This window comes from Glaciecola sp. SC05 (assembly GCF_041380235.1).
GTDB lineage: Bacteria > Pseudomonadota > Gammaproteobacteria > Enterobacterales > Alteromonadaceae > Glaciecola.
In genome coordinates this window covers 137,554-151,997 of the sequence record NZ_JBGIYY010000003.1, presented here as the reverse complement: position 1 = coordinate 151,997, position 14,444 = coordinate 137,554, and the positions used below count along the sequence as shown (strand labels likewise).

The window sequence follows — 14,444 nt, the reverse complement described above, 5'->3', positions numbered from 1 at the left end:
TCCTAGCGTTTTCCTTAATATTTGTAAGCAGTGCATTATGGCCTATATTGCCTCACGTTTCACTGATAATTATTGCCAGTGTACTTGCCTTTTTGTGTATCTATTTTTCGTTATCGGCAAGTTTGAGCGGTGCATTACTGGGTTTTGTCTGGGCATCGAGTATGGGCTATTGGTATACCGCTTGGCAACTCAACAGCAATATACTTAATCAAAATGTTCTCATTGAAGGGCGTGTCACTTCGATAAGCCCTGCAGAAACTGCCAAAACTCAAGATGAAAATGCTACTTTTGTACATCAAGCTATCCGTTTTAATATTCAGATAAATAAACTAGGTAAGCAGCATTTACGCCATTCGCCGCAAGTAAGGCTCAGTTGGTATCGATCTGATTATTTACCAAAGCAGGGACAGAGCTTTAGATTACTGGTTAACTTAAAAGCTCCCTCAGGTCTGGCTAATCCTCATACCTTTCACTATCAGACTTGGCTAGCCAGCAAAAATATTGTAGCAACCGGTTATGTTATAGATAGCAATAGCAATCAAGTCTTAGACGAACAGCTCAGTTTCAGGCAGCAAAGCATTGATGCTATGCGGAAAATAGAGCTCCCCCACAGCAGTTGGTTACAAGCTCTCAGTTTTGGGTACCGAGGAGAGTTAAGTGATCAAGACTGGGAGCTTTTGCAAAAAAGTGGCACGGCGCACTTATTCGCGATTTCAGGATTGCATGTAGGGATTGTATTTGGCTATTGCTTATTTTTTGTGTCAAAGCCATTGGCGATAAGCTCAGCCTTGCTGGGGTTTCGTCAATATCAAATTGGCAAAGCCAGTGCGGCTGTTGCTGCAGTCTTATGCTTGGTGTACGCATATTTAGCTGGCTTTGAGATCCCCGTACTTAGAGCAATTTTAGCTTTACTATTTTGGACTTACTTGCTTATCACCGGCTCGCATTGGCGCTTGCCGGCGGTGTTACTGTATTTAATTACCAGCTTTTTTATCTTATTTCCTTTTTCTATTTTAGGCGTGAGCTTCTGGTTTAGCTTTATTGCCGTGCTGAGTATTTGGTTATTTGTTTGGCGATTCATGCCCAGCTCAAGTCTGACATTTTGGAAAAAGGTAAAGTACACAGTTTATTTACAAATATGGTTATGCGTAATCACTATGCCGCTTACTCTATATGTATTTGGGCAACTTCCAGTGTTTGCATTGTTTGCTAATCTATTGCTTGTGCCTTGGGTGAGTTTTGTGCTGGTACCACTTTGTCTTCTTGGCACGTTTTCAATGATCATGGGCTTACCTTGTTCTTTTTATACCTTGATTTTTAAGCTTGCAGACGACGCGATGGAGCTAACGCTTTTGATTATGCGCCAAACGGTTGAGACCTCAGATGCCTTTGCAATAGAGCGCTTTTATCTAGGGTCATTGTCATTAAGTATTATGGTGGTGGCCTTGATACTTTGTTTGCTGCCATTTTGGCGCTACAAAAAACGTCTAATCGTATTTTGTATGTGTGTATTAATAGTGCGTTCACAAACGCATCCTTTTTTACATCCTACTCTTGTCATATTTGATGTCGGTCAGGGTTCATCGGCTTTACTTCGCTTCAAAAATGCGCAAATGAAAGAGCTTGCGTGGCTGTTTGATACCGGAGCAAGTTTCCCCTCTGGATTTTCTATGGCTGAAGCAGTCATTTTACCCACACTTCAACATCACCAAATAAGTACACTAGAACTGATTTTTCTCAGCCATTTAGACAATGATCATGCAGGCGGAATGACGGCTTTGCGGCGTCAAACAATAATCAATCACGTATTGTCACCGCAAAATATGTGCAGTACAGACGCCCTTGATCCGCGACAGCTCAAACAGGTAGGAATGCAATTGCAAGTGCTGTGGCCCTTAAGTCCCGAGGATGGGCAGGAAAATAACCATAGCTGCGTCATTACACTCGAGATAAATGGCACTCGTATATTATTTGCCGGCGACATCGAGCGAGAGGCTGAGCAAGCTTTACTGAAAATATATAAAGAGAGTGGAAGCCTTAAATCTGATATTTTAATTGCGCCTCATCACGGCAGCCGAACGTCGTCTACCGATGATTTTGTTACTGCGGTGTCGCCTCGTTACGTGGTATTTTCTGCGGGGCATCCGAATCGGTGGGGCTTTCCTCATGATGAGGTAGTGCAAAGATATCAGCGTTTAGATAGCCAAATTTTCCATACGGGTAAACAGGGCGCGGTTGAGTTTGTTTTTGCGCCAAATAAAACAAAGGTGCAAACCTATCGAGAACATGGTTACAATCGCTGGTACTTTAAAGCACCAAATTAGCCTTATGGGATGGCCTTCGGGTATACTTCTGACGGCACATAACATAAAGCGATAGCAATGAGACTGTCAGAATAGCTCCAGCGCGTTACTCATGTGCAGTGAAATATCAGTATAGTAAGGGAATGAATGAAACGTTCGGCACCAAAGATTGTGAAAAAGCCAGTAAGCAACTCTATTATCCGGCGTTTTCTGAGCTACCTAAAAGACTACAAAGGTCTTTTCTTGATTGCCATTTTGGGCATGGTTGGCTACTCAGCCATCGACACATACGTGCTTATGCAGTTGCAACCGCTTATTGATGACAGCTTAAATAATGGCAATTACGGCTACCTCAAACTTGCTGCATATTTTATCGTGCCGCTGTTTGTGTTGCGCGGTGTATTCAACTTCATGGGCACCTATACCCTCGAGTATGTGGGCACAAAAATTGTCATGACTCTGCGCCAGCAACTGTTTGACAAATATATTCATCTGCCAATTGAATTTCATGATCATAACAGCAGCGGCACGCTCATCTCTAAAATCATCTTTGACACCGAACAGGTAAGAAACGCAGCAGGGAAGGCTTTTTTAACCTTGATACGCGAAGGCGCCCTAGTTATTGGTTTGCTGGGCGCGATGTTTTACTATTCGTGGCAACTATCGCTTATCTTTTTGCTGATTGGACCGGTTGTTGCAGTCATCGTTACCTTCGTTAGCAAACGGTTTAGAACAGTCAGTAAGGCAATACAGCAAGCTATGGGCTCTTTGACCTCGTCTATCGAGCAAGCGGTGAAAGGCCATAAAGTGGTGCTCATGCATGACGGCCAGGCTTTGGAATCAAAACGCTTCGATGTGCGAAATAATCAAAATCGACAGCAGACCATGAAGCTGGTTACATCGCAAATATTGAGTGTGTCGAGTATTCAGGTGATTGCCTCAATTGCGTTGGCTGTGGTGCTCTTTGTTGCCAGTACGCCTGCTATGGTAGAGCAACTCACCGCCGGAATATTTATCAACGTTGTTGTATGCATGGTGATGCTGCTAAAGCCTTTAAAGCAGCTCACAACGGTAAATACCGAATTTCAAAAAGGTATGGCGGCTTGTGCGAGTATCTTTGAGATCCTCGATCAGCAGGATGAAGAGGATACCGGTACCGTTGAGATTAGCAGAGCAAGCGGTCAACTAACTTTTCATGACGTCAGCTTTACTTACCCTACTAAAAAAGACCCGGCTATAAAACACGTTAGCTTTGAAGTGAAACCCGGCCAGACCATCGCGCTTGTAGGGCGTTCGGGCAGCGGTAAGTCAACTTTATCGAATTTACTTACCCGGTTTTATCGCCCTAGTACCGGTAAGATCACCCTAGATGGCAATGACATTCAAACCATCAAACTGCGCAGTTTACGCAATCAGTTCGCGCTAGTGTCGCAGCAAGTTACCTTATTTAATGACACAATTGCTAACAATATCGCATACGGAAAACAAGATGAAGTGAGTCGAGAGGATATTTTACGCGCCGCCGAAATTGCTCACGTAACAGATTTTGTGAGTAAGCAGTCAGAGGGCTTTGATACCTTAATTGGCGAAAACGGGCTGATGCTCTCAGGAGGTCAGCGGCAGCGCATTGCTATTGCGCGGGCTATTTTGGCGGATGCGCCCATTTTGATTTTGGATGAAGCCACCTCGGCGCTTGATACCGAATCAGAAAAATTTATTCAAACGGCTCTAGATGAGCTGCAAAAGTCGCGCACCAGTATTGTGGTGGCGCATCGTCTATCAACCATCGAATCGGCGGATATGATTTTAGTGGTGGAAGATGGGGAGGTGATTGAGTCAGGCTCCCATCTAGATTTGCTCGCGGCTAAAGGGATGTATGCTCAGCTACATAAAATGCAGTTTTCTGGGTAGCATATCATGAGGCTTCATCAGGCTTGGTATGCAAAGCGCAGTCAGCAGCCGATATGGATTTATCTCTTGGCACCCTTAAGCTTATTGTTTTGGCTAATTAGCCGAACAAGGGCTGCCTTGTATCGCTGCAAAATTTTGGAGCGATATAAAAGTAAGCTACCGGTGATTGTGGTGGGTAATATTTCGGTAGGCGGCAATGGCAAAACACCAGTGGTGCTGGCGTTGCTCACTTATTTTGGCCAGCAGGGTATAAAGTGCGCTGTGCTATCACGCGGTTACGGTGCGCAGCAGCAGCAATTTCCGCATTTACTTGCCCTTAATAGTGATCCACTGCAAGTGGGTGATGAGCCAGCCTTAATTCGCAATCGTGCAAACGTGCCGGTAGTCATAGATCCCAAGCGCGCCAGAGGGGCAAAGTTTATTGAGCAAAATACCGACGCTCAATTGATTGTTTGTGATGACGGCATGCAGCACTATGCACTCGACCGAGATTTTGAGCTTTGCGTGATGGATAAGCGCGGTATTGGCAACGGCTATTTAATGCCAATGGGACCGCTGCGCGAATCGGCCAAACGCTTAAACTCGGTGCAGTGGCTCATTTATAATGGCACCGACACCAAGCAACATGATTGTTTAGCATCCATACAGGCGCAAACAGCGCTTATGAGCCTTGAAGCGATGGCTTGGGTGAATGTTAAAAATGGCCAAATACTCAGTCTTGAAGCGGGTGTGGTGCTTTTTTCCAAGGCGCAGAGTATCGCGGCGATTGCTGGTATTGGTGATCCTAAGCGTTTTTTTGATACTTTAGGTGACTTCAATTTAGCCTTGAGTGACACTAAAGCGATGCCAGATCACCATGCCATAGTCTACGAAGACGTGCCAAATGCAGACATCGTATTGATGACCGAAAAAGACGCAGTGAAATGTAAAGAATTTGCCTTGGAAAATTATTGGTATTTGCAAGTCGAGGCTCGTCTGCCTGATGGTTTTTATCGTGATTTACAGCAATCACTGAGCACGTATTTTGAACTTAAGAATTTCACAACAAAGTGAGTAAACATGACGTTTAATAAAAAGTTACTGGATATTGTTGCTTGCCCTGCATGCAAAGGAAAATTAGTCCTGCACGAAGTGCCTCACGAAACAGCCGATGGTGATGCTGAGAAAGCAGCCAAACAGGTGCTTGTATGTAGGTTCGATCGGCTAGAATACCCTATCGATGAAGGGATACCAGTTTTGCTTGAGAGTGAGGCTAGGGTACTTAGTCTAGAGGAGTTAGAGCAGGTAAAACAGCATGACTGATTTTACGGTGGTGATCCCAGCGCGTTTTGCTTCGACTCGCTTTGAGGGTAAACCTTTAGCGCTGATTGGTGATAAACCAATGCTTCAGCATGTGCACGAGAGAGCGATTGAGGCGGGCGCTAGCGCGGTGATTATTGCCACAGACGATGACCGAATTAAACAAGTTGCCGAGGGCTTTGGTGCTGACGTTTGTATGACGTCTACCCATCATCAATCAGGCACGACGCGCATTGCTGAAGTCATCGCAATACGGAAAATAAAAGATCATGAAATTGTAGTGAACGTGCAGGGTGATGAACCGTTTATTCCACCAGAAAATATCCGACAAGTTGCTGACAACCTCAACAGACTGCATCACTACCCAATGGCTACGCTTTGTTACCCTATCGATGAAACCGAGGATGTACTTAATCCTAACATTGTTAAAGTTGTCAAAAGCCTAGGCGGCAAAGCTCTCTACTTTTCAAGAGCGCCTATTCCCTTTGCTCGTGGGCATATGAATCTAAACGCACAGGGTTGCTTACAAATAGATACTTTACCTAGCAGCAGCGAAACGCAAAAGACTCAATCTACGCCATCATACTTTCGTCATATTGGTATCTATGGATATCGAGCTAACTTTGTTACCACGTTCAGCGAAATGGGGGACAGCACACTTGAACGCTACGAATCATTGGAGCAACTGCGAGTGTTAGAGTATGGGTTTGATATACATATTGAGGTAGCGACCGGAGCACCGCCACATGGTGTCGATACTCCGGAAGATTTAGCGAGACTCAATCAGTCTTGTTGATCTGATACGACAGCCCACATATCGTGTTGGTCGGTGTGAATAATCTCAACCCATAAGCGCTGACCAACCTGTACATCATGTACATCGTTCAAATGAATCACACCGTCGATTTCAGGCGCTTCACCAAAACTTCTGGCGACGGCACCCTCGCTGTCTACGCTATCGACAATAACTTTATACTCATTGCCAATTTTGGCCTGCAGGCGTTTGTAGCTAATCTCAGACTGCACATCCATAAAGCGTTTAAGACGTATTTCTTTTACTTCTTCGCTAACGTGATCGGGAAGGGTGTTTGCCTTAGCTCCCACTACTGGCGAATATTTAAAACAGCCAACGCGATCAAGTTCTGCCTCTCGTAAAAAGCTTAATAGCTCTTCAAACTCTTCTTCGGTTTCACCTGGAAAGCCAACGATAAAGGTCGAGCGGATTACTAAATCTGGGCACATTTCGCGCCATTTTTTGATGCGCTCTACGGTGCGCTCAGCGCTACCCGGACGTTTCATTAAGCGCAGGATACGTTTGTTAGCATGCTGAAACGGAATATCTAAATACGGCAGAATTTTCCCTTCAGCCATCAGTGGAATAAGGTCGTCTACATGCGGGTATGGATACACATAGTGTAGGCGAACCCAAATATCCATTTTGCCAAGTTGTTCACAAAGCTGCTGCATGTGAGTCTTAACCGGCATGCCATCCCAAAAGTCAGTTTTATATTTGACGTCCACACCATAAGCGCTGGTATCCTGTGATATCACTAAAAGCTCATTAACCCCCGCCGCTTTCAAACGTTTTGCTTCATTTAGAACATCCCCAACTGGACGGCTGACCAAGTCGCCCCGCATGGATGGAATTATGCAAAATGTGCAGCGATGATTACAACCTTCAGAAATCTTTAAATATGCAAAGTGTTTTGGAGTTAGCTTAATGCCGTGATCGGGCACCAAATGTAAAAACGGATTATATACCGGTTTTGGCAAGTGCTCGTGAACTTGCTGAACCACCGATTCATAGGCATGCGGGCCGGTAATGGATAGTACATTTGGATGCACCTGACGAATTTCGTCTTCTCTGACCCCCAAACAGCCAGTAACAATGACTTTACCGTTCTCAGCAAGGGCCTCACCGATGGTGTCTAAGGATTCTTGGACTGCTGAGTCAATAAAGCCACAGGTGTTAACAATTACGAGTTCAGCATCGTGATAGGTTGGTACAACGTCATAACCCTCAGTTCTTAGCTGGGTCAAAATACGCTCAGAATCTACTAAGTTTTTAGGGCAGCCCAAAGACACAAAGCCAATTTTAGCGCCTTGCTCGTTGTTTAGTTGTGTCTGCTCGGTTAGCACTCTAATGGGTGTTTCTAAGGTGGTCGATTGCTTAATTGCGGCACTCGAAGCAGGCGTGAACTGCTTTACGGTCATGGTTTATAAATCCAGTTGTTTCTTAATTGGTGCAGATTATATCGTATTTCATTGGCCCGTGTAGACTTTTGCTTAGGCTCATTTAACAAAAGTTTAGTTTGCAGAAGACCGATAGCGTCCTATCTCACCAAAGACCATTGTCTACATATGTCTTGCCTTACCCATTTGAAATAAAACATGTTAAGCGAAACTTTATTGCGTATGATTCGGTCTTGTCATATGTTCGCCTTTTACGCAACATCACCCTCCAGCTTGTTTGCTGACTTTATTGCGGTAACGTTGCTGGACAAAGCCCCTAAAGAAATCAGGAAATTGCTACCATGAAGCTAGTTATTAACATCAAACAATTTTTACCTATTGCGCTTTTTGCAGTAATGGCTACAGCGGGTTTTAGCTCTAGCGTTTACTCTCATGATGGCAATGAGGCCTTAGCGTCAGTGGTACTAGACCGAGATGCTGAAAAGCGTGCCAGAGATGCTAGTCGCCGTCCAGTGCAGACGCTATCGTTTTTTCACGTTGAGCCGGGAATGAAAGTAGCTGAAGGCCTACCCGGGGGTGGTTGGTATTCTGAAATATTAGCGAATTATTTAGGCGCAGAGGGCGCGCTGTATGGTATCAACTATAATGATAGCATGTGGCCTCTCTTTGGTTTTTTTACTCCCGAGCGTATCGAGCAGATGTCTGCACGAACTCAAGCCTTTGTGGGCTTGGTTGAAGGTTTCACTGATAACGGTATTCCCAGCGCAGGTTTTACCTTCTCAACCGCTCCAGCAGAGTTAAACGGCACGCTTGATAGGGTATTGTTTGTAAGAGCTTTGCATAATTTGGCACGCTTCGAGTCAGAAGCAGGCACTATGACTGAGGCGCTAAATCTATCTCGTGAACTGCTCAAAGAAGACGGAATGGTTGGCGTTGTGCAGCATAGGGCACCAGAAGATGCTGATAATGAATGGGCAAAAGGTAATGCTGGTTATCTGAAACAAAGTGCAGTGATTGCCGCATTTGAGAATGCCGGTTTTGAGTTAGTGGCGCAAAGTGAAGTGAACAGCAACGCGAAAGACAAACCAACGGCGGATGATACTGTATGGCGTTTGCCGCCGAGCTTTAACGGTAGCGCTGATGACCCACAAAAACGTGCAGAAATGGCTGCGGTGGGTGAAAGCGACAGAATGACGCTGCTATTTAAGAAAAAAGGCGCAGTGATTGAACTTCATTGAGTTTCAGAGCAAAGATTTGTGTATTTTCGATATGCTGAACACGTTTTTACTTAGTTTACAAAGAACAGTTTGCCGTGCCGCTTAAATTTCCATTACATCATTATGACGAAGCAGGGCGCTTAAAACCGCCCTTAATGCTTTATATTTTTTTGTTATTTTTATGCAGAGGCTTTTTGTTACTGGTAATTTCGCTATCGTTTAGGGAGGACAGCAGCCGGATGATGAGTTTGTTTTTCCCGAATAAGTGGGATTTTTATTGGTCATTGCTGCCCGCTGTGCCCGCTATGTTGATTTTGGCCTTGTTCAGTCAGCGCAGTAAAATATGGCTAAGTAAAAAACAAAGACTATTTAGCATAATTCCCGCTGTATTTGCGATAGCCTTACTTGCCGATATTGCTGTTCAGATGAGTATTTTGTGGCGCATAGATTTTCAATTTTCACTAGCTCACGGTCTGGCAATACTATTGGCGACGGTAGGGCTAGTTTACGCTTCAAAGAGCAAGCATATGCGTGACTTACCCGTAGATTGGTCCCGCCCAGATTGAGCATTTTAGTACAGGTTTGAATTGGCGACTTAGTTGGTATTGGCCGCTAGCGCTTTATCAAAGTATTCTTTGAGTTGAATGTCGGGGTTTCTAACGAGTTTGTCATAGCAGATACCCGCAAATGCATAAGACTTGTCTTTTATGACTAAAAATATTGTGGGGGCTTCTGGGGATGAAGTATCGTAGTGCCATTGTCCGCCCGCTAAGGCTTTAAAGATTTCACCGATATAGGCACCATACATATTGCATATCGTGAATATCGCTTTGTCTTCTAAACTCTGACTGGGAAACTCTTTAATAAAGTGTTCTATGGTGCTGTCTACTAGCGTGATACTTGCTTTAGAGTAGTCTAAGGTGATCCCGCATTCTTCTTGGGCTGCTTTTACAGCATCTTTGGCAGTCTCTTGCATGAGGATATCAAGTTCTTGTTGCAGCATAATAATTTCGTGTTGCCTTAAGTTGTCATGACGGTAAATCAATTTGTCGATGTTGTAAAATAAGTTTTTCAAGCAAACACGTGCCTGGTCCCTTATCGTCGGGTGTAGGGCAAATCAAAAAGGCAGTCATTTGCTTAAACTCACTCCCTTTTACGAGTAATCGCGTCAGCAAGCCTTGCTCAATCTGATCTTTAACTTTGTGCAAGGGGAGCCAGCAAAATCCTATGTTTTGATGAAGGAGGTCAATAGCAGTATCAAATTGACTGACTGTCCAACGGTTTTCGGATTTTAACCAGCCTTGCTTTTCTTCGGGTTTGTCTGAGGTGTCAGCAATCACCAATTGAAGCTGTTGCGCGAGTTCAGAAGGATCAATATGACCGTTTACCTGGGCTAAAGCATGCTGAGGGTGGCAAACTAGCACGAACTCTACATGACACAATGCTTCGCCTAGGTAGCCTCTCGGTATGTTCATGTTGATTGCAAGGTCCGCTTGGTGTTTTAAAATTGCATCGTCTGTACCGGTGAGTACGGTATCTTTGATTTTCAGGCGGCTGCCTCTCGATTCTGGTAAAAAGGCCTCGAGAACCGGAAATAATGCGTCTCTGGGATAGGCGAGATCAACCGCTAAAACAATTTCGGGCTCCCAGTCTTGATGAATATTGTGTGCTAATAGTTCAAGAGACTGTACATTTTGGGTCAGATCACGAGAGCGACGCAGCATCACTACACCGGCTTCGGTTAGCACCGCTTTGCGGCCAATAACTTCAAGTAATTGGACTCCCAGCATGTCTTGCAGCTTTGATACCGCATGATTAAGCGAAGACTGCGACTTATTGAGTGCACCCGCTGCCTGCGCGTAGCCGCCGAAGTCCACTACCGCCTGCAATATTCGCCACTGTTCGAGCGTTGTTTTAGGTCTGTACAAGTGCGTATTGCCTCCAAAATTTGAGCTTATAATGATAAGACCCGTTATTTTAAGTTAAATATTCGTAATCAATAAAATTAAACTATTCTTAATGAATTAGTGTAAATTTTGTTAGAAGTCCACAAAAAGACAATTTATGAAATACGCCTCGTTTTTACCCTTATCGGCCCTCTTAGCGCTGGGTTTAATTAGTATTCTAGTCAACTTTGGCCTTATCCCGCCGGGTTTAGAGATATTAGAAATTTTGCGAGGCTCGCTTACAGAGAGCTTCTATCTCGTAATATTTCTCATTATTTTACTTGAGTCTATTGTCTATGTCGGTTTCTACTTCCCTGGTCAGTTTTTTGCAGTTTTGCTGGTCATCGGCTCAAAACCAAGTGCGGCCGATGTGATATACCTTACGATAGCGATGGTTTTGGCGGCAACCATTGGGTCGATGATCAATTACTTTTTGGGTAAAACCACTAAAAATAGAGACAATGCTGCGACGGATACCAATCTACGACATTTATTGCTGGCGATGATTCATATTAATTCACTGGCCTTTTTTATGTTTTCACAAGGCGCAAATAACAAATCATTTAAGGTTGTTTGGCTTGCAGGTTTGTTAAACCTTCCGTACTACTTATTGCTGATTGCCGGTACGGCAGTATTAAGCGAACAGGTTATGGCGATGGCAGAAAACACCGCGATGTTGCTGACAATTATTGGCTTGTGGTTAATTGCAGCTCTTATTTACGACATTCGTAAGCACAAGCAAAAAGCGGTATCAGCTGCAGCCTAATTAGCTTTAGGCCTTGGTAAGGTAAGCGATAGCGCGGCTAGCCGCCATCATTCCAAAAGTAGCGGTTACGCCCACAAAAGCGCCAAAGCCAGTGCTGCAATCCATTTTACCACTGCCTTGAGCATTATGTTTAGCAAATGATACAGTGCCATCAGCGGTGGGATAACGCAGTTGTTCGGTGGAAAACACCGCCTCAATGGAAAATCGTCGTTTTGGATTGCTGGTAAAACCGTGGTTTCTGCGCAGCTCACTTCTCACCTTTGCCAACAAAGGGTCTTGCGTGGTTTTAGCTAAGTCGGCAACGCCTATTTGTGCAGGATCTATTTGCCCGCCTGCACCGCCCACGCTGATCAGTTTTATTTTATGGCGTTTACAATGCACCACAATTGCGACTTTTGCGTTGACGCTGTCAACCGCGTCGATGACCACATCGAACTGCTTCGTAATATAATCATGTACATTCTCTGCGGTTACAAAATCTTCTATTGCCGATACTTGACAGTCAGGATTAATATCTATTATCCGTTTTCGCATTACCTCAACTTTACTTTGCTCCAGGGTAGAGCTCAATGCGTGTAGCTGACGATTCACATTGCTGATGGCAAGGTCGTCTAAATCAATTAAGGTTATATTATTGATGCCAGAGCGCGCTAGGGCTTCTGCCGTCCAAACACCTACACCGCCAATACCGATGATAGCGACCGACGCGTTGGCCAAAGCCTGTAATCCCTGAATGCCGAAAAGACGTTGCAAGCCAGCAAAACGCTGTAAGTAAGAATTTGATAGAGACATGGTGAAAACCTATACCTTTCTAAAAAATAGAACGAAAAGTGCGATTTATAGCAATTTTTATTCGTTTACGTAAATGCTTAAATAGCGTCATCAAACATAACGGAGAAGCATTATGGGATTACTTGTAGACGGCCAATGGCATGACCAATGGTACGACACAAAAAACAATGATGGCAAATTTGTTCGACAGGATTCTAAGTTCAGAGACCAGATAGAAGCAAGCGCTGATGCGAAATTTCCTGCAGAGTCTGGAAGATATCATTTATATGTATCATTAGCTTGCCCTTGGGCACATCGCACCCTTATTTTTAGAGCGCTAAAAGGCCTAGACGAACACATCACGGTGTCGGTTGTGAGCCCAGATATGCTTGAAAATGGATGGGAGTTCGGGGCCTATCAGGATGCTACCGAGGATCATGTGTTTGGCTTTAACTATATGCATCAAGTCTATACCAAAGTAAAACCTAATATTACCACTCGAGTCACCGTGCCTGTATTGTTTGATAAAAAAACGCAGCAAATTGTGAACAACGAGTCGGCTGATATTATCCGCATTCTAAACACAGCGTTTAATGAGATTACCGGGAATACAGAGGATTACTATCCGCAAGAACTGCATCATCAAATTGACCTGATCAACAGCTTTGTGTACGACAACATTAATAATGGCGTTTACAAATCCGGGTTTGCCACCACCCAAGAAGCATACGAGGAGTCGGTGATAAATCTGTTTAATGCTTTGGATAAGATTGAGAGTATATTATCCAAGCAGCGCTACTTAGTAGGCGATCAGATCACTGAGGCAGACTGGCGCTTGTTTACTACGCTAATACGATTTGATCCGGTATATGTTGGACATTTTAAATGTAATATAAGGCGCATTGCAGATTATCCAAATATATATAACTACATGAAAGAGCTTTATCAAATCGAGGGTATAGCGGATACGACTAATTTTGACCATATCAAACGCCACTATTACTTTAGCCATACCATGATTAATCCGACTCAAGTGGTGCCAATGGGCCCAGTAGAGGATTTGTTCAGCGCGCATGATCGTGGAACCCACCGAGGAGAACAATAATGAGTAAAATTATTAGAAAAGCCAAGGGCATGCCAGCATCTGACGGCGCGGGTGTAAAACTCTCAAGAATTATCGGCCAGCCTGGCTTAAAACGCCTAGACCCCTTTTTGATGCTTGATGAATTTGGCTCTGAGGATGCAAAAGACTATATCGCTGGTTTTCCGCAACATCCTCATCGAGGCTTTCAAACAGTTACCTATATGCTCGAAGGTAAAATGGGACATAAAGACTCTGTTGGTAATGAGGGTGTCATAGAAGACGGAGGCTTACAGTGGATGAATGCGGGTAAGGGTATTATTCACGAAGAAATGCCGCAGCAAACTCAAGGGCGTATGCGCGGGTTCCAGCTTTGGGTAAATTTGCCAGCCAGTCAAAAAATGTCCGAGCCCGGCTATCAGGATATTCCGAGCGGACATATTCCAGAAGTGATTAAGCAAGGTGCATTGATAAGAGTCCTTGCTGGTCACTTTGAGGGAGTTGAAGGGCCAGTAAAAACCCAAGCGATACATCCTCAGTTTCTAGATATACACTTCCAAAACGACGCCAGTATTTCATGGCCGGTGGATGCTAAGCAAAACGGCTTTGTCTATGTTTATGAAGGCGCTGTGCAGGTAGACGGTACAACGGTAGAAAAAGGTGAGCTTGGTGTTCTCGAATTTGATGGCCTGATGACCATTACTGCTCGCAGCAATGCTAAAGCCATTGTAGTGAGTGGCACGCCAATTAACGAACCGATTGTGCAGTATGGTCCTTTTGTAATGAATACCGAAGCTGAAATTCAGCAGGCATTGCAAGATTATCAGAAAGGCGTATTAGCATAATCGAACACTTTGGCTTAGCTTTTACAAGTAGTGTGAATGAAGGTTGAATTACGAGGGCTTATTCCCTAAGATTGGGCGCATTAGATGTTACTTCTGCTTTATCTTGATGTTG

Annotated in this window: 14 protein-coding genes; 10 read left to right on the top strand and 4 right to left on the bottom strand. The window is 44.2% G+C overall.

Going from position 1 to position 14,444, the window contains the following annotated elements; all coding sequences use genetic code 11:
• The first annotated feature begins 47 nt into the window (after positions 1-47).
• From AB9H30_RS03945 to kdsB, 5 genes are all read left to right on the top strand, one after another.
• Complete coding sequence (locus tag AB9H30_RS03945) at positions 48-2,324, top strand: DNA internalization-related competence protein ComEC/Rec2 (protein ID WP_371193345.1); 2,277 nt, start codon at positions 48-50, stop codon at positions 2,322-2,324.
• 126 nt (positions 2,325-2,450) lie between these two features.
• Positions 2,451-4,214 carry a lipid A export permease/ATP-binding protein MsbA gene (gene msbA / locus AB9H30_RS03940; RefSeq protein ID WP_371193344.1) on the top strand — a complete coding sequence of 588 codons (1,764 nt, stop codon included), beginning with the start codon at positions 2,451-2,453 and terminating at the stop codon, positions 4,212-4,214.
• Between the two features lie 6 nt (positions 4,215-4,220).
• Positions 4,221-5,267, top strand: a complete 1,047-nt coding sequence (gene lpxK / locus AB9H30_RS03935) for a tetraacyldisaccharide 4'-kinase (protein ID WP_371193343.1) — start codon at positions 4,221-4,223, stop codon at positions 5,265-5,267.
• A 6-nt stretch (positions 5,268-5,273) separates the two neighbouring features.
• A complete protein-coding gene (locus AB9H30_RS03930; protein WP_371193342.1) occupies positions 5,274-5,516 on the top strand; it encodes a Trm112 family protein in 243 nt (80 codons plus the stop codon).
• On the top strand, positions 5,509-6,309 hold the full coding sequence (gene kdsB / locus AB9H30_RS03925) for a 3-deoxy-manno-octulosonate cytidylyltransferase (protein WP_371193341.1): 801 nt from the start codon (positions 5,509-5,511) through the stop codon (positions 6,307-6,309). The genes AB9H30_RS03930 and kdsB overlap by 8 nt, the downstream gene beginning before the upstream one ends.
• On the opposite strand, the gene rimO is transcribed toward kdsB, so the two are convergent.
• Positions 6,297-7,727: a 30S ribosomal protein S12 methylthiotransferase RimO gene (rimO, locus tag AB9H30_RS03920; RefSeq protein WP_371193340.1), complete on the bottom strand. Its 1,431-nt coding sequence runs from the start codon at positions 7,725-7,727 to the stop codon at positions 6,297-6,299. The genes kdsB and rimO overlap by 13 nt on opposite strands.
• 320 nt (positions 7,728-8,047) lie before the next feature.
• On the opposite strand from rimO, the gene AB9H30_RS03915 reads away from it, so the two are divergent.
• Together AB9H30_RS03915 and AB9H30_RS03910 are read left to right on the top strand one after the other, a co-directional pair.
• On the top strand, positions 8,048-8,944 hold the full coding sequence (locus AB9H30_RS03915) for a class I SAM-dependent methyltransferase (protein ID WP_371193339.1): 897 nt from the start codon (positions 8,048-8,050) through the stop codon (positions 8,942-8,944).
• 74 nt (positions 8,945-9,018) lie between these two features.
• Positions 9,019-9,489, top strand: a complete 471-nt coding sequence (locus tag AB9H30_RS03910) for a DUF2919 family protein (RefSeq protein WP_371193338.1) — start codon at positions 9,019-9,021, stop codon at positions 9,487-9,489.
• Between the two features lie 29 nt (positions 9,490-9,518).
• On the opposite strand, the gene AB9H30_RS03905 is transcribed toward AB9H30_RS03910, so the two are convergent.
• Both AB9H30_RS03905 and AB9H30_RS03900 read right to left on the bottom strand, forming a co-directional pair.
• Positions 9,519-9,926 carry a hypothetical protein gene (locus AB9H30_RS03905; protein WP_371193337.1) on the bottom strand — a complete coding sequence of 136 codons (408 nt, stop codon included), beginning with the start codon at positions 9,924-9,926 and terminating at the stop codon, positions 9,519-9,521.
• Between the two features lie 25 nt (positions 9,927-9,951).
• Positions 9,952-10,851 (bottom strand): LysR family transcriptional regulator, encoded by a 900-nt coding sequence (locus AB9H30_RS03900; protein WP_371193336.1) that lies wholly within the window; start codon positions 10,849-10,851, stop codon positions 9,952-9,954.
• 136 nt (positions 10,852-10,987) lie between these two features.
• Here AB9H30_RS03900 and AB9H30_RS03895 point away from each other — a divergent pair, with 136 nt between their 5' ends.
• Entirely contained in the window at positions 10,988-11,635 is a 648-nt protein-coding gene (locus AB9H30_RS03895; protein ID WP_371193335.1) for a hypothetical protein, read from the top strand.
• Between the two features lie 6 nt (positions 11,636-11,641).
• Here the strand turns inward: AB9H30_RS03895 and tcdA are convergent, their stop codons facing one another.
• A complete protein-coding gene (gene tcdA, locus AB9H30_RS03890; RefSeq protein ID WP_371193334.1) occupies positions 11,642-12,427 on the bottom strand; it encodes a tRNA cyclic N6-threonylcarbamoyladenosine(37) synthase TcdA in 786 nt (261 codons plus the stop codon).
• Between the two features lie 112 nt (positions 12,428-12,539).
• Here tcdA and AB9H30_RS03885 point away from each other — a divergent pair, with 112 nt between their 5' ends.
• Positions 12,540-13,511, top strand: coding sequence for a glutathione S-transferase family protein (locus tag AB9H30_RS03885; RefSeq protein WP_371193333.1), 972 nt, complete (start codon positions 12,540-12,542; stop codon positions 13,509-13,511).
• Positions 13,511-14,332 carry a pirin family protein gene (locus AB9H30_RS03880; protein ID WP_371193332.1) on the top strand — a complete coding sequence of 274 codons (822 nt, stop codon included), beginning with the start codon at positions 13,511-13,513 and terminating at the stop codon, positions 14,330-14,332. Before AB9H30_RS03885 ends, AB9H30_RS03880 begins: the two co-directional genes overlap by 1 nt.
• Positions 14,333-14,444 lie beyond the last annotated feature (112 nt).